General features: G+C 64.7%; 25 protein-coding genes. 12 read left to right on the plus strand and 13 right to left on the minus strand.

Features of this window, described 5'->3' with window-relative positions:
• The first annotated feature begins 8 nt into the window (after positions 1–8).
• Both V1479_RS02465 and V1479_RS02470 read left to right on the plus strand, forming a co-directional pair.
• Entirely contained in the window at positions 9–695 is a 687-nt protein-coding gene (locus tag V1479_RS02465) for a D-lyxose/D-mannose family sugar isomerase (protein ID WP_368801507.1), read from the plus strand.
• A gap of 24 nt (positions 696–719) precedes the next feature.
• Positions 720–1337, plus strand: a complete 618-nt coding sequence (locus V1479_RS02470; RefSeq protein WP_368801508.1) for a nucleoside triphosphate hydrolase — start codon at positions 720–722, stop codon at positions 1335–1337.
• Positions 1338–1340: 3 nt separating this feature from the next.
• On the opposite strand, the gene V1479_RS02475 is transcribed toward V1479_RS02470, so the two are convergent.
• Genes V1479_RS02475 through ureC form a run of 8 tightly spaced genes read right to left on the minus strand, consistent with a single transcriptional unit; the run spans position 1341 to position 7117 of the window.
• Entirely contained in the window at positions 1341–2111 is a 771-nt protein-coding gene (locus V1479_RS02475; protein ID WP_368801509.1) for a class II aldolase and adducin N-terminal domain-containing protein, read from the minus strand.
• A gap of 39 nt (positions 2112–2150) precedes the next feature.
• Complete coding sequence (ureG, locus tag V1479_RS02480; RefSeq protein WP_368801510.1) at positions 2151–2792, minus strand: urease accessory protein UreG; 642 nt, start codon at positions 2790–2792, stop codon at positions 2151–2153.
• Positions 2789–3229 carry a DUF3995 domain-containing protein gene (locus tag V1479_RS02485; protein ID WP_368801511.1) on the minus strand — a complete coding sequence of 147 codons (441 nt, stop codon included), beginning with the start codon at positions 3227–3229 and terminating at the stop codon, positions 2789–2791. Before V1479_RS02485 ends, ureG begins: the two co-directional genes overlap by 4 nt.
• Complete coding sequence (locus V1479_RS02490; protein ID WP_438620476.1) at positions 3226–3951, minus strand: urease accessory protein UreF; 726 nt, start codon at positions 3949–3951, stop codon at positions 3226–3228. Before V1479_RS02490 ends, V1479_RS02485 begins: the two co-directional genes overlap by 4 nt.
• Entirely contained in the window at positions 3887–4447 is a 561-nt protein-coding gene (ureE, locus tag V1479_RS02495; protein WP_368801513.1) for an urease accessory protein UreE, read from the minus strand. The genes V1479_RS02490 and ureE overlap by 65 nt, the downstream gene beginning before the upstream one ends.
• Positions 4444–5043: a glutathione S-transferase family protein gene (locus tag V1479_RS02500; protein ID WP_368801514.1), complete on the minus strand. Its 600-nt coding sequence runs from the start codon at positions 5041–5043 to the stop codon at positions 4444–4446. Before V1479_RS02500 ends, ureE begins: the two co-directional genes overlap by 4 nt.
• 29 nt (positions 5044–5072) lie before the next feature.
• Entirely contained in the window at positions 5073–5369 is a 297-nt protein-coding gene (locus V1479_RS02505; RefSeq protein WP_368801515.1) for a putative quinol monooxygenase, read from the minus strand.
• Between the two features lie 35 nt (positions 5370–5404).
• On the minus strand, positions 5405–7117 hold the full coding sequence (ureC, locus tag V1479_RS02510) for an urease subunit alpha (protein ID WP_368801516.1): 1713 nt from the start codon (positions 7115–7117) through the stop codon (positions 5405–5407).
• 215 nt (positions 7118–7332) lie between these two features.
• Between ureC and V1479_RS02515 the strand changes: the two genes are divergently transcribed.
• The 3 genes from V1479_RS02515 to V1479_RS02525 are packed head-to-tail and all read left to right on the plus strand — an operon-like array spanning position 7333 to position 8457.
• Positions 7333–7788 (plus strand): hypothetical protein, encoded by a 456-nt coding sequence (locus V1479_RS02515; protein ID WP_368801517.1) that lies wholly within the window; start codon positions 7333–7335, stop codon positions 7786–7788.
• Positions 7789–7791: 3 nt separating this feature from the next.
• The gene (locus tag V1479_RS02520; protein ID WP_368801518.1) at positions 7792–7959 is read left to right on the plus strand and encodes a hypothetical protein; all 168 of its coding nucleotides are present in this window, start codon (positions 7792–7794) and stop codon (positions 7957–7959) included.
• Between the two features lie 15 nt (positions 7960–7974).
• Positions 7975–8457: a hypothetical protein gene (locus V1479_RS02525; protein WP_173188403.1), complete on the plus strand. Its 483-nt coding sequence runs from the start codon at positions 7975–7977 to the stop codon at positions 8455–8457.
• Positions 8458–8489: 32 nt separating this feature from the next.
• Here the strand turns inward: V1479_RS02525 and V1479_RS02530 are convergent, their stop codons facing one another.
• The 5 genes from V1479_RS02530 to V1479_RS02550 are packed head-to-tail and all read right to left on the minus strand — an operon-like array spanning position 8490 to position 10861.
• Entirely contained in the window at positions 8490–8795 is a 306-nt protein-coding gene (locus tag V1479_RS02530) for an urease subunit beta (RefSeq protein ID WP_368801519.1), read from the minus strand.
• 11 nt (positions 8796–8806) lie between these two features.
• Positions 8807–9403: a HupE/UreJ family protein gene (locus V1479_RS02535; protein WP_368801520.1), complete on the minus strand. Its 597-nt coding sequence runs from the start codon at positions 9401–9403 to the stop codon at positions 8807–8809.
• A 38-nt stretch (positions 9404–9441) separates the two neighbouring features.
• Positions 9442–9696, minus strand: coding sequence for a DUF1272 domain-containing protein (locus tag V1479_RS02540; RefSeq protein ID WP_173188394.1), 255 nt, complete (start codon positions 9694–9696; stop codon positions 9442–9444).
• A gap of 9 nt (positions 9697–9705) precedes the next feature.
• Positions 9706–10008, minus strand: a complete 303-nt coding sequence (locus tag V1479_RS02545; protein WP_173188392.1) for an urease subunit gamma — start codon at positions 10006–10008, stop codon at positions 9706–9708.
• A 13-nt stretch (positions 10009–10021) separates the two neighbouring features.
• Positions 10022–10861, minus strand: a complete 840-nt coding sequence (locus tag V1479_RS02550) for an urease accessory protein UreD (protein ID WP_368801521.1) — start codon at positions 10859–10861, stop codon at positions 10022–10024.
• 189 nt (positions 10862–11050) lie between these two features.
• Here V1479_RS02550 and V1479_RS02555 point away from each other — a divergent pair, with 189 nt between their 5' ends.
• The 7 genes from V1479_RS02555 to V1479_RS02585 all read left to right on the plus strand — a co-directional run bounded on the left by V1479_RS02555 (position 11051) and on the right by V1479_RS02585 (position 18386).
• Positions 11051–11305: an acyl carrier protein gene (locus V1479_RS02555; RefSeq protein ID WP_173188388.1), complete on the plus strand. Its 255-nt coding sequence runs from the start codon at positions 11051–11053 to the stop codon at positions 11303–11305.
• A 1-nt stretch (position 11306) separates the two neighbouring features.
• Entirely contained in the window at positions 11307–12524 is a 1218-nt protein-coding gene (locus tag V1479_RS02560) for a beta-ketoacyl-[acyl-carrier-protein] synthase family protein (protein ID WP_173188386.1), read from the plus strand.
• A 115-nt stretch (positions 12525–12639) separates the two neighbouring features.
• Positions 12640–13344: a glutathione S-transferase N-terminal domain-containing protein gene (locus tag V1479_RS02565; RefSeq protein ID WP_368801522.1), complete on the plus strand. Its 705-nt coding sequence runs from the start codon at positions 12640–12642 to the stop codon at positions 13342–13344.
• 68 nt (positions 13345–13412) lie between these two features.
• A complete protein-coding gene (locus tag V1479_RS02570; protein ID WP_368801523.1) occupies positions 13413–14030 on the plus strand; it encodes a LysE family translocator in 618 nt (205 codons plus the stop codon).
• A 64-nt stretch (positions 14031–14094) separates the two neighbouring features.
• Complete coding sequence (locus tag V1479_RS02575) at positions 14095–15900, plus strand: ATP-binding protein (protein ID WP_368801524.1); 1806 nt, start codon at positions 14095–14097, stop codon at positions 15898–15900.
• A complete protein-coding gene (locus V1479_RS02580; RefSeq protein ID WP_368801525.1) occupies positions 15897–17231 on the plus strand; it encodes a sigma-54-dependent transcriptional regulator in 1335 nt (444 codons plus the stop codon). The genes V1479_RS02575 and V1479_RS02580 overlap by 4 nt, the downstream gene beginning before the upstream one ends.
• A gap of 198 nt (positions 17232–17429) precedes the next feature.
• A complete protein-coding gene (locus tag V1479_RS02585; protein ID WP_368801526.1) occupies positions 17430–18386 on the plus strand; it encodes a TAXI family TRAP transporter solute-binding subunit in 957 nt (318 codons plus the stop codon).
• Positions 18387–18434: the final 48 nt, after the last annotated feature.

Raw genomic sequence — 18434 nt, forward strand, 5'->3', positions numbered from 1 at the left:
GAGACATGATGAAGCGGTCTGAAGTGAATGCCATCCTTGCCGATGCGGATGCCTTCATCCGATCCCACGGCTATGTGCTGCCGCCATTCGCCTACTGGTCGCCTGAGGACATGAAGGCGCGGCGCGCCGGGATCGGCGGCATTGTCGATGCGCGCCTCGGCTGGGACATCACCGACTACGGCACGGGCGATTTTGCCTCGACCGGCCTGTTCCTGTTCACCGTGCGCAATGGCAACGCAGCCGACCTGGCCCACGGCCGGGGCATGCTCTACGCCGAGAAGATCATGATTTCGCGCAGGGACCAGCTCGCGCCGATGCATCGCCATAACGTCAAGGCGGAGGACATCATCAACCGCGGCGGCGGTACGCTGGCGCTCAAGCTTTATATGTCTGCGCCCGACGGCTCGATCGACGAGGCGGCCGAGGTTAAGGTGTCCACCGACGGCGTGGTGCGCACGCTGGAACCCAGCGGCATCCTTAAGCTCCATCCCGGCGAGAGCGTGACGCTGCTGCCCGGCGTCTGGCACGCCTTCTGGGCCGAGGGCGATGATGTGCTGATCGGCGAGGTCTCCACCGTCAACGACGACGAGACCGACAATGTCTTCGCTGAGCCGATCAAGCGTTTCGCGAGGATCGAGGAGGATGTCGAGCCGACGCACCTGCTCGTATCGGACTATCGAAGGTGGCTCGGCTGACAATCGGGCCGTACGGAGGAGGCCATGTCGGAGATTGCGCATCTGGCGGCGACGCTGTTTCGCAAGGCGGCCGGCCGCAAGCGGATTGTGGTGGCGATCGCCGGGCCGCCGGGTTCGGGTAAGTCGACATTCGCGGAAGCGTTGATGCCCTTGCTGCCCGAAGGCACCGCCGTGACCGTGCCGATGGATGGCTTCCACTATGACAACGCGGTGCTGGATGCCCGCGGTTTGCGGGCCCGCAAGGGCGCGCCGGAAACCTTCGACTTCGATGGCCTGCGCCATGTGCTGGAACGCCTGGGCAGAGCCGATGCGGATGTGACCGTTCCAGTGTTCGATCGCAAGGCCGATCTTGCCCGCGCAGGCGCGGCGGTTGTGCCGGCGGAGGCCCGGTTCGTTCTGGTCGAGGGCAACTACCTGTTGCTCGACGAAAGCCCCTGGTATGGGCTTGGGCCGCTGTTCGACTACTCCGTCTGGCTTGATGTGCCGATGCAGGAACTTGAACGTCGGCTGGTGCAGCGCTGGCTCGACCATGGGCATGCCGCCGACGAGGCGCGCAATCGTGTGTTCTCCAACGACCTGCCCAATGCCGAGCGCGTGCTGGCCTCCCGCCGCCCACCCGACGAGACCATCAGGAACGGCTGATAGTCAGGCGTTGTAGTTCGAGCCCTCCTCGTCGAGGATAAGCCTGAGCTCCTGAAGATGGCGGCCGGCGCTGTTCACGGGATAATCGTCCATCTGGCTTGCCACCGTTTCGGCGACCGCATCGGATAGCACACGTAGCGGCCTGCCCGTCCAAAGGGCCTTGATATAGGTCTCGCAGGCACGCTCGAAATAATAGAGCCGGTCGAACGTGTCGCCCACCGTGTCGCCGATGACGAGCACCCCGTGATTGCCCATCACCATGACCTTCGCTTTGGGATCGGCGAAGAGCCTCGAGCAGCGCTCCCCCTCCTCCTCGAAAGCGAGGCCGCCATAATGCTCGTCGACCACCACGCGGTTGAAGAACATCGCGGAATTCTGGTCGATCGGCGGCAGCCGCGAGTCGGCAAGCGAGGCGAGCACCGTGGCGTGCACGGAGTGGACGTGCATGACGCAGTGCGCATGTGGGCAATTGCGGTGGATCGCGCCGTGCAGGCCCCACGCGGTCGGGTCTGGTGCGTCCGGCCGGTTCATCGTTTCGGGGTCGTCGGCGTCGATCAGCAAGAGGTCGCACGCCCGGATGCGCGAGAAATGCATCTGGTTCGGATTGATCAGAAGCTGCGTGCCTTTTTCGTTCACCGCCAGCGAAAAGTGATTGGCCACGGCTTCGTGCATGTTGAGCCGGGCCGTCCAGCGAAAGGCCGCCGCGAGATCGGCGCGCTCTTCCTGAAACGGAAGGTTCGACCGGTTGCGTTCGGAAAGCTGGGTAACGCTCATCTCTGGATGCTCCGCTGGTTCGGCGCAAGCATGGCCCGATCAGGCCTCTGCCGCAACCTTCCGGGCCGGTTCCAGGCCACCCTGCTCAAGAATAAAGCCCACGACGGCGTGGAGGCCGCGTCCGCGCGATAGGTCGGTGAAGCCGAAAGGCTTGCCCTTGCGCATCCGCCCTGCATCGTCCGTCATCACGTCGAGATTGACGTTCACATAGGGCGCGAGGTCGGACTTGTTGATGACCAGGAAGTCGGAGCGGGTGATGCCCGGCCCGCCCTTGCGCGGGATTTCCTCACCTTGGCAGACCGAGATTACGTAGAGGGTGATGTCGGCGAGGTCCGGCGAGAAGGTCGCCGCGAGATTGTCTCCACCCGATTCGATGAAGACGATGTCGAGGTCGGGAAATTTTCCACGCATCTCGGCGATCGCCTGCAGGTTGATCGAGGCGTCTTCCCGTATGGCGGTGTGCGGGCAGCCGCCGGTCTCCACGCCCATGATGCGGTCTTCCGGCAGCGCCTGCAGCCGCGCCAGCATCAGCGCGTCTTCCTTGGTGTAGATGTCGTTGGTGATGACGGCGATCGAAAAATCGTCGCGCAGCGCCTTGCAGAGCTTTTCCGTCAGCGTCGTCTTGCCGGAACCGACCGGTCCGCCAATGCCGATGCGCAAGGGGCCGTTTGGTGAGGTCATGTGGCTACTCCTTGAAAGAGCAGGAGGGTGAAGCCCGCGCCGATCAGCAGGCAGAGCGGTGAGAAATAAAGCCGGTCGTTGCGGGCGAACGGCATTTCCGGCGTGATCCGCCGCCAGGCAGGTGTGAAGCCGGCGATGCCGCGTCCCAGGAAGACGAGGGCGGCGCCAAGCCCGCCCAGCCGGATGAGCGCGGCCGGCAGCGGCAATGTGACGATGCCGGCCAGAGCCAGCGCGATCAGGGCCGCGACGGCAAGTGCGGCCGCCACGCTAAAAGCCGCAGGCGGCGACGGCATGCGATCGATGCCCTTGAACCCGGCGATCGCCCGCGCGCAGGATTTCTGGTCCGTTCCCGGCCAGACCCCACCAAGGCCCCAATAGACATGCAGCGCTGCGAGAAGGACCAGCACCAGCGCAACGAGGGTGGCGACCAGGGTCATGAGCGAAACAGCCGCGAATATTGCGTTTCGTGGTTCATCGCGGCGATCTCGGCAACGAGTGTCGCCGAACCAAGATCATCGAGCGAGGAGATTGCCGCACGCGCAGCGGTTTGTGCCACCGTCGTTTCGAGCCCGGCAAGAATTGCGACCGCGTCGCTCTGGCCGATGACCGATAGCCGGATCGCGGCCTGGATCATGTTCGACGCGAAGGCCTGGAGATATGCGGCAAGCGCGCTTTCCAAGGGCACGCCCTGTGCCCCGGCCACGGCGCCGACCGCCACGCAATAGGGGCAATTGGTCGGCAAGCGATCGGCAATATCCGGCTGCCAGGATGCTGCCGATGTGAGGAAGGCCGCACCCTGCAGCGTCGATTCCAGATGCCTCTCGGCGGAACCGGCCATCGATTCGGCAAGTTCGGCCACGTCGCTCAGCGAAGCCCCGTTGGCGGAAAGGCGAAAGCTCTCGGCCAGCAGCACCGCGTCGTTCCAGCCGGAACCCTCGGCCAGCAAGGTGGCGATCCACTCGGCCAGGTCGGCCCCGGTTTCGACCAGTCCGTCATGAACGGCGCGCTCCAGCCCGTGGCTGTAGCTGAACGATCCGACGGGAAAGGCAGGCGAAAGCCATGCCATCAGTCGCAGCAGCGACGCCGTCCCGCCTTCAGGCATGGTTGTGCCCGTAATGCGGATCGCCGGGAAGGCGTCCGAATTTGTCGGCTTCGCCATGATGATGGTGATCATGGCCGTGCGAATGGCCGGAATAGGCGCCGCGCACCGGGTTGAAGGTCGCGACGATGTCCGTGACCGTCGCGCCGAGCCCTTCCAGCATCGCCTTGATGACATGGTCGCGCAGGACGAGGATGCGTCCGGTCTCGATCTGCGCGGCGAGATGGCGATTGCCGATGTGCCAGCACAATTCGGCAAGGTGCAGCGCATTGCGAGGGGCGATCTCGTAGACTTCCTCCTCGGCCGCGACGATCCGCGCCGTGCGGCCATCGTCGAGCACCAGCAGGTCGCCGTCTTCCAGCGCCGTGGGCTCCGGCAGGTCGACCAGCACCTTGTCGCCGCCGGCAAGCTCGACCACCCGCCGGCGCAGATGGCGCTCGTCATGTACAAGCACAACGCTGTCGAACGGCGCCGTGCCGGTTGCCGCCTCGGCCGCGCGGACAATCGCGCCTGCGCGCGGCAGCTTGGTGAAATCCTGGTTGATCTGCAGCTTCACGCGGCCTCCTCGCGGGCTTTCGCGCGCGCCAGTGCGGGGCGGGCAAGCACCCTGTCGAAATAGGCATTGACCCGGTCCGAGGCCACGTCGAAGCGCGCGCTGCGTGCCCACTGCCCGCAATGGCCGAGAATCACGTCCGCAGCGGTGAAGCGGTCGCCCATGGCGTATTCGTGCTCGCCCAGCCGCATTTCTAGCGCGCGGATCTCGCGGGTAAATTCCGCCGTCGTCCAGGGCCCGACATCGACCCGCTCTTCCTCGGCCAGCAGCATGCGGTGCTTGAGCTTGTTCCACAGCGGCGCCTCGAGTTCCGACTGGGCGAAGAAAAGCCAGGCGTTGAGGTGGGCGCGCTCGGCCGGCGTCTGCGGCGCCATGCCTTTCTCGGGATGCTTTTCGGCGAGATAGGCGCAGATCGCCGCGGAATCCGTGACCACCACGTCGCCATCGATCAGCGCGGGCGCCTTGCCCGAGGGATTGTAGCGGCGCATCTCGTCAGTGTGTTGCTTGACCTTGAGAATGCTGTAGGGCTGGCCGAGTTCCTCCAGCATCCAGGTGACCCGGATGAGGCGGGAACCCGGCGATCCGACGGCCTGATACATGCGTTGTCCTCCCTTGCGTTGCGAGCGCTTCAGAACTGCTCGATTCGCTCGGGATGCACAATCTCGATCCGGCGCTCGACGAGGTGCGGCGCGCTGGCATCGCGCCAGGCGAGGAGATGCGGCTGCTTCGAATGGGCGGTGAGGTCCTCGCGCGTCTCCCACTGCTCGATGAAGACGAGCTTCTGAGGATCGTCGAGGCTGGCGAAAAGTTCGTAGGAAATGCAGCCCTTCTCCTTGCGGGTCTCTGCCATGCAGGCTGCTGCGGGTTCGCGCAGAGCCTCCAGTGAACCGGGCTTGATGGTGAGCGTGGCGACGACGTAGATCATGGCTTGCAGCCTCCCTGTGCATGTCGGCCGGCACGCTAGAACAGAAAATAGCGTTGCGCCATCGGCAGCACGGTCGCGGGCTCGCAGGTGAGCAGTTCACCATCGGCGCGCACCTCGTAGGTCTCCGGATCGACCTCGACATACGGAGTAGCATCGTTGAGCACCATCGAGTGCTTGCCGATGCCGTCGCGCGTATTCGCGACGGCCACCATGCTCTTCTCGACACCCAGCCTCCTGCCGAGATCGAAATCGAGGGCGGCCTGGCTGACGAAGGTGACCGACGAGTTGGTGACCGCCTTGCCATACGCCGCGAACATGGGGCGATAGTGCACCGGTTGCGGCGTCGGGATCGAGGCGTTGGGATCGCCCATCGGCGCGGCCGCGATCGAGCCGCCGATCAGCACCATGTCCGGCTTCACGCCGAAGAATGCCGGGTTCCACAAAACGAGATCGGCGCGCTTGCCGACTTCGATCGAGCCGATCTCGTGGCTGATCCCGTGGGCGATCGCGGGGTTGATGGTATATTTGGCGATGTAGCGGCGGGCGCGGAAATTGTCGTTGTCGCCGCTCTCCTCCTTCAGCGCGCCGCGCTGTCGCTTCATCTTGTCCGCGGTCTGCCAGGTGCGGATGATGACCTCGCCGACGCGGCCCATCGCCTGGCTGTCCGACGAGATGATCGAGAAGGCGCCCATGTCGTGCAGGATGTCCTCCGCCGCGATCGTTTCCTTGCGGATGCGGCTTTCGGCAAATGCGATGTCCTCGGGAATCGAAGGCGAGAGGTGGTGGCACACCATCAGCATGTCGAGATGCTCGGCGATGGTGTTGTGCGTATAGGGGCGGGTCGGGTTGGTGGATGAGGGGATCACGTTTGAAAGCCCGCACACCTTGATGATGTCCGGCGCATGGCCGCCGCCCGCGCCCTCTGTGTGGAAGGCATGGATCGTGCGGCCCTTGAAGGCCGCGACCGTATCCTCGACGAAGCCGCTCTCGTTGAGCGTGTCGGTGTGGATCATCACCTGCACGTCGTAGTCGTCCGCGACCGACAAGCAGTTGTCGATCGCCGCCGGCGTCGTGCCCCAGTCCTCATGAAGCTTCAGCGCGCAGGCCCCGCCGAGGATCATCTCCTCCAGTGCGGCCGGCAGCGATGCGTTGCCCTTGGCCGACAGGCCGAGGTTCATCGGAAACGCGTCGAACGACTGGATCATCCGCCCGAGATGCCAAGGGCCGGGCGTGCAGGTCGTCGCCAGCGTGCCGTGGGCCGGGCCGGTGCCACCGCCCAGCATGGTGGTCACGCCCGACATCAGCGCCTGCTCGATCTGCTGCGGGCAGATGAAGTGGATATGCGCGTCGAAGCCGCCCGCCGTCAGGATCCTGCCCTCGCCGGCGATTGCTTCGGTGCCCGGCCCGACGACGATGGTGACGCCCGGCTGGGTATCCGGATTGCCGGCCTTGCCGATGCCGGCGATGCGTCCGTCCCTGAGCCCGATATCGGCCTTGTATATGCCGGTGTGGTCGAGCACGAGCGCATTGGTGATGACGGTATCGACGGCGCCGTCGGCGCGGCTCGCTTGGCTCTGGCCCATGCCGTCGCGGATCACCTTGCCGCCGCCGAACTTCACCTCTTCGCCATAGACGGTGAAGTCCTTCTCGACCTCGACGAACAGTTCCGTGTCGGCCAGCCGCACCTTGTCGCCCGTGGTCGGGCCGAACATGCGGGCATAGGCGGAGCGCTGGATTCTTGCGGGCATGGGCTGTTTCCCTCGGATCAGTGTGCTGTCGGCGGAGCCGTAAAAGGCGTTTGGCGAAGGCGTCGGGCGGCTTGCACATTGCCGCCACCAAATGACCCCGAAAAGGTCGCTGCGTTCATGAAACCGGAGGCGGGCCCATGCATTTCCCCGGTGGCCGCCTCGACGCGGCCGCTCCGAAAGAAGGGACAAACCCGAACGGAATGAAAGGTACGATCATGAAACGCATTCTTGGCCTCACCACCGCCGCTCTTCTGGGTGCTTCGGTTCTCGCCGCTCCGGCCCTTGCGGAAAGCAAGATGGACCTCTCCGGCGATGCCGGCGCGACCACGACGATGCCGGATGTCGATACCGGCACCACGGCCGCGATCGGTGGGAATTTCGAATCCGCGTTGACGGCTATCGGCGCCGGCTCGTCCAACGCACAGGCGATCGGTACGCTGAGTGAGGTCGACACCGTCAAGGTTGTCAGCGTCAGCGATCTGGAAGGTCACGATCAGGCCGCGCTCGATCAGGCCGTGAGCCAGAACAGCGACAGCCTGGATGAGCTGCGCACATCGATCGGCGCCAATGCGGCGCTCAGCGAGGAACTTCGCAGCCAGGGGGTCGACACCTCGGCGGTGGTTGCGGCCCAGATTGAAGCGGATGGTCAGGTTACCGTCTACGTGATGTGATTGTTGCTGACTTTCATCGGCCGGCGCGAGCTCGATCTCGCGCCGGCCGACCGATGCGCGACGATCCGTCGGTTTCGCTGTGCCGACCGCTTGTGTAGGCTTGGCCTGAACCAAATGCGCCGGTCGCGCATTGATGAGTCTGGTTCGGGCGCGATCAGCCCGATCAAATGAAAGGGAGCCTGACTTTTGCCATTCACGATTGCCTCCGACAGGCCGAACTGGCTTCATGCCGTATTCGCGACTGCCTTTCTCCTCGCATCTGCGCCCAATGTCGCACTGCTCGCACAGGGTCTGGATTCGGAGGAGGCCATCGACACCATCGTCGGTTCTGATGTGAAGACGGGTGAAAGCAAGACGGCCGCCGATGAAGAGCGCATTCTGGCGGCGATCGAGAAGTCGACCGACAACGCCGCGGACGTGCGCAAGCGTTTCTCCATCGATGATGTGGAGATCGTCTTCCTTCCGGATCTGGGCGAGGAAGAAACGGCCGTCGAGGCGAAGATGGAAGAGTACAAGGACGACGTCGCCGTTCTGCGCGAAGCTATCCAGGGTAGCGCGATCTTCTACCATGCCATCGATTCGCGTTCTGTCCTGCTCACCGACGTCATCGCCCTCGAATTTCACGACCAGAACGCCGTGACGATCTTCGTCGCGGGCGGCGAGCCCTGATAATACGAAGGCAGGGCTGGCCGCCTGTCCGCTCATAGCGGGCCCATTACCTGCTGCCTGAAGCCATAGACCTGGCGTTGGCCGCCGAGCGGCACGAGGGTGACGTCGCGCTCCTGCCCGGGTTCGAAACGAACGGCCGTGCCGGAGGCAATGTCGAGACGCATTCCGCGTGCCTTTTCCCGATCGAAGCGCAACCCCTCATTCGTCTCGAAGAAGTGGTAGTGGCTGCCGACCTGGATCGGCCGATCGCCGCTGTTTGCCACCTTGAGCGTCACCGTCGGCTGGCCGGCGTTGAGTTCGATCTCGCCCTCTGCGGTGATTATCTCGCCCGGTATCATTGACGCCTCCCTCAGCCGCCGATGGCCAGCCAGACACCGCCCAGCGCCGTCAAAGCGCCAGCGATACGCGTGACCGTGCGGCCGGCATCGCCGCCGAAGAGCCTGCCGACGAATAGACCCGCGGCCACACCCGCAGCGTGAAGCAATCCCGTGGCGATGGCAAAGCCGGCAGCATAGGCATAGGCGCCCGCCTCGCCGATCTCCCCGCCATGGGCGTGCCCGTGGAAGAATGCGAAGAAGCCGACCATGGCCATCGCCGCCCCGGTTGGCACGTTGAGCGCGATCGCTGCAAGCAGCCCGATGACGACCACCGAGGCGAGAATTGCCGGCTCCACGAATGGCAGTGGCGCGCCAGCCATCGCGGCCAGGAAGCCGGCGAGCATGGTTCCCACGAAGGCAAGCGGGACCAGCCACAGGGCTCGGCCGGAAAGCAGTGCTGCCCACAGGCCGACCGCGACCATGGCAAGGATGTGGTCGGTGCCGAACAGCGGGTGCGAGAAGCCGGCCATGAAGGAGCCGTGCTCCACGGGGTCGAGGTGGGCGAGAGCCGGACTTGCGCTCGCGATGAAGGCGAATGCCGCAAGCGATGCGATCCTGGTTCTTGTCATGGAGTGTTCCCTTGGTTTGTCATCTCGATGAAACCTCTTCATGCGGCTTCCTTCGGCGCGCAGCCATCCGCCTTGAGCACGCGCTGCGTCGATGCAGGGAAGCGTGAAAGCTTGTCGGCGGGCCGGATCGGACGGCGAACGAGTTCGCCCCCGCAATTCGGGCAGACGCCGCCGAGCACGTCGGAGGCGCAGCTTGCGCAGAAGGTGCATTCGAAGGTGCAGATCACGGCGTCCCGTGCCGCGGGTGGCAGGTCGCGGTCGCAACACTCGCAGTTGGGGCGCAGTTCAAGCATCGCGAACTCCTAGCGGATCGGTTCGTGCACGGTGACGAGCTTGGTGCCGTCGGGAAATGTCGCTTCCACCTGCACGTCTTGGATCATCTCGGCCACGCCCTCCATCACCTGTTCCCGCGTCACGACATGCGCGCCGGCCTCCATAAGGTCTGCAACGGTACGGCCGTCACGGGCGCCTTCGACGACGAAATCGGTAATCAGGGCGATCGCTTCGGGATGGTTGAGCATGACTCCGCGCTCCAGCCGCCTGCGGGCCACAATGGCGGCCATGGAAATCAGCAGCTTGTCTTTTTCACGCGGCGTCAGGTTCATCGTTCTCCACCCTTTAAAGTGACCAGGTTTTAGGCAGGCCTGCCTGTCCGTTGAGCATCGCGACAAGCGGAACCAGCCGCTCGCGCAGGGCGTAGCCGTCGGTTGCGACCAGCCTCGCAAGAAGCTTGCCAGTCGAACCGACCTGCCATGCCGAAGCGCCGCCGGCACCGTCGACTATGGTCCGCACCGCGTCGAGATGGGCGGCAGCCGCAGGGCCCACGAGAAGGATGGTGGCGCAGGCTGCAGCGCCGCCAAGCCCGGCCTTCCGGCCGATTGTGACCGCGACATCGGGGCCGATCGCGAAGTCTTCGGCGTGAACCAGCCGATCTCCGCAGCGCACGCGCCAGCGGTCGCGGAAGATCGCCGTCCGAACGGTTTCGCCCATCGCCCGCCGCCCGAAGATGGTCGCCTCGACGAGCAATGCCTCGGCATCCTCGGCAAGGGTCACATCGAGCGTGCGACGGAAAGCGGAGCGGTCGTAAACGATCGTCTCCTGAGGCAGCCATGCGACCCGCGCGCCCGATCTGCCCACGACTTTGCAGGTAACTTCGGCATGCCCCGCCGTGGTGCGGTAAACCTTTTCGCAGGCCTGGGTGGTGACGGTGACGGCCGTATCTTCGCCGGCTTCTATGTCCCATGCGAGCCGATCGCCGCCGGTCAGGCCGCCGGCCGTGTTGATCAGGATCGCTTCCAGTGGGCCGTCCCCGCGCGCCGGCAGCCGGATTTTGGCGGCGCCTTCCTGATAGAGCCTTTCCAGGCGGGTGGTGCCATCGCGCCGTCGCGCCGACAATCCACCGCTTGCCGATACGCGTTGCAGCTTGGCCTGCTCGAGGCGGGGTTGCAGTTGGTTCATCCGATGCGGGCTCCTTGCCGCAAAATGAAAGCAACGCTCGTGCCATTCGCGCCGCTGCCGGGCATTGTCGCCAGGGACACTTGTTGCGCAAGGGCGAATGGGTTCTTATAGAGGTCACAGGTGCGTGGAGAGGCGCATGCAAGGAGTTTTGCCCCGTTTGCGGGCACAGTCTGGTTTGGGGGTAGCGGAATGAGTGACGAACTGGCGGCGACAATCATCGAAAAGATCAAGGCGCACGCCAGCCCTGATGCAGGCGAGGTCACGCTGGCCACGGACCTGACGGAACTCGGCATCCATTCGCTGGAGCTGACCGAAATCATATTCGACCTCGAGGACGAGTTCGGCATCGAGATCGAAATGAGCACGGTCGATGCCTGGTCCAATCTCTCGAATGTCGGCGATATCGTCGAAGCCGTGCGCGGCCTGATCCAGCAAAAATCCTGACATGGCCAGACCGCGGATCGTCATTACCGGCCTGGGCGGCGTCTGCGCGCTCGGCACCGACGTAGCGGCGATCTGGGACGCCATGCGTGCCGGCCGCTCGGGCATCGGCCCGCTGACGACGGTTCCGCTGCATGATCTCAAGGTGAATACGGGCGCCGAGATAAAGACGTTGCCAGAGCACGGCATCGAGCATCGCCGGCTCGTCACCATGGACCGGTTCAGCCTGCTTGCGGTGATCGCCGCGCGTGAGGCCGCCGCACAGGCGGGCCTTGGCATCGACGAGAACAACACCCGACGCGTTGGTGCCGTCATTGGCGCGGGCGTTGCCGGCTGGGAAACCATCGAAGACAACTATCGGGGCATCCTGCTGGATGGCCGGCCGCGCGCCAACATATTCTCCGTGCCGCGCGCCATGACCGGCGCACCCGCTGGTCAGGTCAGCATGGATCTCGGGCTGCGCGGGCCTGTCTACGGCGTGAGTTCCGCATGTTCCACTGCCAATCACTCGATCAGCAGTGCCGTCGACCAGCTTTTGCTCGGCCGAGCCGATGTGATGCTGGCAGGCGGCACTGAAGCGCCGCTGGTCTGGGGCATCCTCAAGGGTTGGGAGGCGTTGCGGGTTCTTGCCAAGGAGACATGCAGGCCGTTTTCCGCCGATCGCGAAGGTCTGGTTATCGGCGAGGGCGCCGGCGTCGTCGTTCTGGAGACGCTCGACCACGCGCTGGCGCGTGGCGCGACCATTCTTGCAGAATACGCGGGTGCGGGCATGTCGGCCGACGCCACCGATATCGTCGCCCCCACTGTCGACGGGCCGACGAACGCGATCCGCAACTGCCTCGAGGACGCCGGGCTCGCGCCCGAAGACGTCGATTATGTCAACGCGCACGGCACCGGCACGAAGGCAAATGACCAGATAGAAACGCAGGCGATCCGTGGTGCCTTTGGGGCGGCGGCGGATCGGCTATCGGTCTCGTCCACCAAGTCCATGCATGGCCATTGCCTCGGGGCGACGGCCGCGATCGAACTGATCGCATGCGTCAAGGCGATCACCGACGGGGTCGTGCCGCCGACTGCAAATTATCGTGAAGCCGATCCGGCCTGCGACCTCGATGTGACGCCCAACGCGGCGCGGCAACGCGAGATACGCGCCGCAATCAGCAATTCTTTCGCGTTTGGAGGCACCAACGCGACTGTTGCCGTAAAGGCATACCGTCCCTGAAACAGTGTCAGGAAGCCGGTCCCGGTTGCCTTGTATCGGCAAGCCGGCTCGCTATCTAAAACCGGTTATCCTCTCCCGCCGCGTTCTGTGGCACCACCGTAACAGGGACGTTCCCATGACCGATCTTTCCGGCTTCCAGGTCGCCACGCGTTGGCCGGCCCGGGACATAGACAGGCTGCAGCTCTATTCTTTCCCCACGCCCAACGGCGTGAAAATCTCGATAGCGCTGGAGGAACTGGGCCTGCCCTATGAGGCTCACCTGATCGACATCACCAAGAACGAGACCTGGACGGACCACTTCCTGTCCCTCAACCCCAACGGCAAGATCCCGGCAATCGTCGATCCGGATGGGCCTGGTGGCAAGCCACTGGCCCTGTTCGAGTCCGGGGCGATCCTTCTTTATCTCGCCGAGAAGGCCGACAGGCTGATTCCGGCGGATTCGGCAGCCCGCTACGAGACGATCCAGTGGGTCTTCTTCCAGATGGCGGGGGTTGGGCCGATGTTCGGCCAGCTCGGCTTCTTCTACAAGTTTGCTGGCAAGGAGATCGAGGACAAGCGGCCGCTAGACCGCTACGCAAACGAGTCCAAGCGCCTGATGGGCGTTCTCGAAGGACGATTGAAGGGTCGCCAGTGGATCATGGGCGACGAATACACCATCGCTGACATCGCAACCTTCCCATGGGTGCGGACGCTGCGCGATTTCTATCAGGCGGATGACCTTATCGGGCTCAGTGATTTTCCCGAAACGATCGCGTGGCTGGATCGATGCCTGGCGCGACCGGCAAGCCAGAAGGGCCTCACCATACCCGCGCGGGGGTAGGCGACACGCTTCCAAAGAGGCCCGCGTCATGCGATAGGGAAGCCGCAATTCTCGGAGGCTTCCCAGACATGACCCTCGCAGGCTTCGTCACCTATGCTGGCGCGCTCGCCATAGCTGCCGCGATTCCCGGTCCCGGCGTCGTTGCCCTCGTCGCGCGGGCCCTCGGCTCCGGTTTCCGCTCGGCCATCTTCATGGCGTTCGGGTTGGTTCTTGGCGATCTGGTCTATCTGACGGCGGTGGTTCTGGGTCTCGCTCTCGTCGCCCAGACGTTCGGGACGGCCTTTCTCGTCATCAAGTGGGTTGGTGTTGCCTATCTCGCCTGGATGGCCTGGAACTTCTGGCGCACCGGCATAACCGCCGAAAAGGTCGATGCCGACCGTACCCGCGGCGGCATCTGGACCAGCGTGCTGAGCGGGCTGCTGGTCACGCTTGGCAATCCGAAGGTGATGGTGTTCTATCTGGCGATCACACCGACGATTATCGATATCGCTTCGATCACCCCGTCCGACTACGGCGTACTTATTGCAATCACCGCCATGGTTCTGCTCGTGGTCCTGATGCCTTACCTGGCGCTGGCCGCCAAGGCACGCTGGTTCCTGGCGACACCGCGCGCGCTCAAGGCGCTTAACCGCACGGCGGCAACCTTCATGGCTGGCGCCGCCGCGGCGATCGCTACGCGGTCGTAGTTGCATCGACGAGCGCGCGGCTTCTAGTATGAGGCCACGCAATGGGCAGCATCTCGGGAGGACCATGCCCGGTTTCCGTTTTCGCCGCGGCCTCGTCGCGATACTGGCGCTGGCGCTGATCGCGTCGGCCGCGTCGGCGGTATGGTTCATCTCGCTTGAGACCGGAAAGAGCCGTGCGCTGGCGGCTCTCGACGACGAGCTGCATGTGCTTGCACGCACCGTCGAGGGTGTGATCGAGCGCTTCCGCTACCTGCCCGCCGTGATTGCGCGAGACCGGCGCATTCTCGACGTGTTGGCCTCTCCCGAGCCAGCCACGATTGAGCGCGCCAACGCCTATCTTGAGGCAGTGCGAACCGATTCCGGCGCCGACGAACTCTACGTGATGAAGCTGGACGGTCTGGCAGTCGCCGCCAGCAACCATGCCGAGCCGACCAGCTTTGTCGGCGAGAACTATCAGTACCGCCCCTATTTCACCGACGCGCTCGCGCGCGGCGAGGGGCGCTATTATGCGGTCGGCGCGACGACGGGCATACCCGGCTATTTCCTGTCCTCCGTCATTCGCGACAACAGCCGGGTCGTCGGCGTTGCCATCGTCAAGGTCGACATGCGCAAGATCGAGGCGACGTGGACCGATGCCCGCTCGATCGTCGCGGTCACCGACGCTGACGGGGTCGTATTCCTTACCGGTCATGCGCCGTGGAAATACCGGCCGCTGCAGGCATTGAGCGAGGAAACCCTGTTCGACCTCGCCCGCACCCGCAAATATGGCAGTGCCGATCTCGCGGCGGCCAACCCGATCTTTTCCGATGCCGGCAGGCTCCCGGAAACGGCGCTTGTCGACGGCGAGGATGCGCGCCGCCTCGTTCTGCAGGTGGGCATAGACCCGGATGGATGGAGGCTGCTCGGGCTCGCAAGCCTCGCGCCGATCCGCGCCAACAGCCTGCTGCTGGCGCTGCTGACCGCGTTGGCCGGCCTGCTGATCGCCGGCGCCGGCCTTTATATGCGGCAGCGGCGCCAGCTCACGCGGGCGCGGCTGCATGCCCACGCCGAACTCGAACGGCGCGTGGTCGAGCGAACCGCCGAACTGAACAGGCAGGTGGAGGATCGCCGCCGCGCCGAAGCGGAGCTGCGTCAGGCGCAGGAATCCCTCATTCAAGCGGCCAAGCTGGCGGCACTGGGACGGATGTCGGCTGCGATTGTTCACGAAGTGAGCCAACCGCTCGCGGCGATGGAGAATACGCTCGCTTCGACCGGATTGCTGGCGTCGCGCGGTGACGCGGCCGCTGTCGCCGACAAGGTGCGCTCCGCGCGCGATCTGGTACGCCGTATCCAGCGAACCGTGAAACTGCTGAAATCCTTCGCGCGCAACGAGCCGGTCAGGCTCGAACCCGTGGATGTCGACAAGGCGATGGCCGTTGCGGTCGAGTTGGCCGCGGCGCGCGCAACCGAGCAGGGCGCGCAGGTCAAGCTGCGCAAATCGTCGTCGCCTCCGAGTGTTCTTGCCAACACCACACGGCTGGAACAGGTCATCCTCAATCTGGTTGTCAACGCGCTGGATGCGGTTAAGGAGAGGCCGGAGGGAGAGGTCGAGCTGTGGAGCGAGCACGACGGGCAGCGCGTGCGCCTATTCGTGCGCGACAATGGCATCGGCATACCGGAGCATCTGCGTGACCGCATCGCCGAGCCGGAGCCGTTCTTCACCACCAAGCTCACCGGCGAGGGGTTGGGGCTCGGCCTTTCCATATCGCGCGCGATCCTGGACGAGTTCGGTGGCGGGATGAATTTCGAAACGCGCGAGGAAGGTGGCTGCACCTTTCGCATAGACCTCCCCGTGATCAGCGAGAACCGGCTCCGCGAGGCCGCGGAATGAGTCGGGGCTTCGTGTTGCTCGTCGATGACGAGGAGAATGTGCGCGAATCCGCGCGGGAGTGGCTTGTCCTCAGCGGGTTCGATGTTGTGACCGCACCCAACGCCGAGGCCGCTTTGGCGGGGTTCAACGCGCGCGGCTGCGACGCGCTGATCACGGATGTCCGCATGCCTGGCATGGGCGGTCTCGCGCTGCTTGCGGAGGCACGACGCAGGGACGCCGCTCTGCCCGTCATCCTCCTTACCGGTCACGGCGATGTTCCCCTCGCGGTTGAGGCGATGCGTGGCGGCGCGCATGACTTTCTGGAAAAACCCTACGACGCCGACCATCTGGTCGCCGTGCTCGACCGCGCCGTCTCGCAACGCCGGCTGAACAGCGAGGTCGAGCGGCTGCGCGATGCGGTTGGCGCTTCCGCGTCGATCGAGACGCGCTTCATAGGCGATTCCGGCCCGGCCCGGGCGCTGCGCGCGCAGGTCGCGCAACTGGCATCGCTCGACGTCGATGTGCTCATCCATGGCGAAACGGGTACCGGCAAGGAGGTCGTGGCGCGCGCGCTGCATGATTTCGGCAAGCGCAGCGGCAGTCCCTTCGTCGCCCTCAATTGCGCCGCCATTCCCGAAAGCGTCTTTGAAAGCGAGGTATTCGGCCACGATCGCGGCGCGTTCACCGGAGCGGCCCAGAAACGCGTCGGTCGCATCGAGCACGCGAATGGCGGCACGGTTTTCCTCGATGAAGTCGAATCGATGCCGCTTGGCCTTCAGGCGAAGCTTTTGCGTGTGATACAGGAACGCGAGGTCGAACCGCTCGGCTCGAACCGGCACGTGCCGGTCGATGTCCGCTTCGTTGCCGCGACCAAGGCGGATTTGCGTGCGGAGAGCGACGCGGGGCGTTTTCGCGCCGACCTCTATTTCCGCCTTGCGACGGTCATCGTCACCATCCCGCCGCTGCGCCAGCGCCGCCAGGATGTGGCCTTGCTGTTCCGCCATTTCTGCATCGAGGCGGCAAACCGCCACGGCGTTGATCCGCGAGAGCCGGATGCGGGCCTGCTGACTGCTCTCGAGGATACCGACTGGCCGGGCAATGTGCGAGAGCTGCGCGCCGCCGCCGAGCGCTTTGCGCTCGGACTAACGCTGGATCCGGGGTCGGCGGTCGCGGGGCAGGCTAACCAGCCGTCGCTTGCAGAGCGCGTCGCGACCTACGAGGCGCGGCTCATTGCACAGATGCTGGCCGAAACCGGGGGCAATACGCAGGAGGCGAGCCGCCTGCTTGGAGTGCCGTTGCGAACGCTGAACGAAAAGATCCAGCGCCATGGGCTGAGGCCGTCGCGATCCTGAGACTTCGGCGGATTCTTGCCGCGCTTTCGTAGGGTCAGGCGGAATCCTGCCGCGACCAGCAGGAAGAAGCTCGCTGAGAGCCGGGAATTCCAAGGCTTTGGCGAAATGCTTGGAAATGGCACGCAGGATGCTAGGTTTCATCCGGGTGCGCGGCATCGGTGCCGTGTCACGACAGGAAGTCAGGGAGGACTTTGCACCATGAAACACGTCACCAGGAATCTGCTTGCCGCCGGCGCTGTCGCCGTGTCGCTGGGCTTCGGCGCGACCGCTGCCAAGGCGCAGGAATTCATCAACGTGCTGACCGGTGGCACGTCGGGGGTCTATTATCCGTTGGGCGTGGCGCTGGCGAAGATCTACAGCGACAACATGGACGGCGTGCAGACGCAGGTCCAGTCGACCAAGGCGTCGGTCGAAAACCTCAACCTGCTGCAGCAGGGCCGTGGCGAGATCGCGCTGGCGCTCGGCGACTCGGTTCAGAACGCCTGGGCGGGCAACACCGAAGCCGGCTTCCCCGGCAAGCTGGACAAGCTGCGCGCCATCGCCGCGATCTATCCGAACTACGTTCAGATCGTCGCCTCGCAGGAGTCCGGCATCACCGATCTTGAAGGGCTCAAGGGCAAGAGCCTGTCGGTGGGCGCGCCCGCGTCGGGCACCGAGCTTAACGCGCGCGCCATCTTCGAGGCGGCCGGCATGAGCTACGACGACCTCGGCAAGCTCGAATACCTGCCGTTCGCCGAATCCGTCGAACTCATCAAGAACCGCCAGCTCGACGCTACGCTTCAGTCTGCCGGCCTCGGCGTCGCCTCGATCAAGGATCTGGCGATCTCGCTGCCGACCACTGTCGTGGCGGTGCCGGCCGAGATCGCGGAAAGCATGGGCGCGCCATTCATCGCGGCGACGATACCTGCCGGCACGTATGAAGGCCAGGCCGAGGACGTGCCGACCGTGGCGATCACCAACATCCTCGTCACGCATGACGGTGTCACCGACGAGGTCGCCTATCAGATGACCAAGCTGCTGTTCGAGAACCTCGACGAGATGGTCGCCGCTCATTCGGCGGCCCGTGCGATCTCCGCGGAGAAGGGTCCGCAGGGCCTGCCGATCCCGCTGCATCCGGGCGCCGAGCGCTACTACAAGGAAGCTGGCCTCCTCTAGGCCTTCGCCTTCGGGGCGTGCAATCGGCCGGCGCGGTTTCGCGCCGGC

The organism is Neoaquamicrobium sediminum, from assembly GCF_040970315.1.
Lineage (GTDB): Bacteria > Pseudomonadota > Alphaproteobacteria > Rhizobiales > Rhizobiaceae > Aerobium > Aerobium sediminum.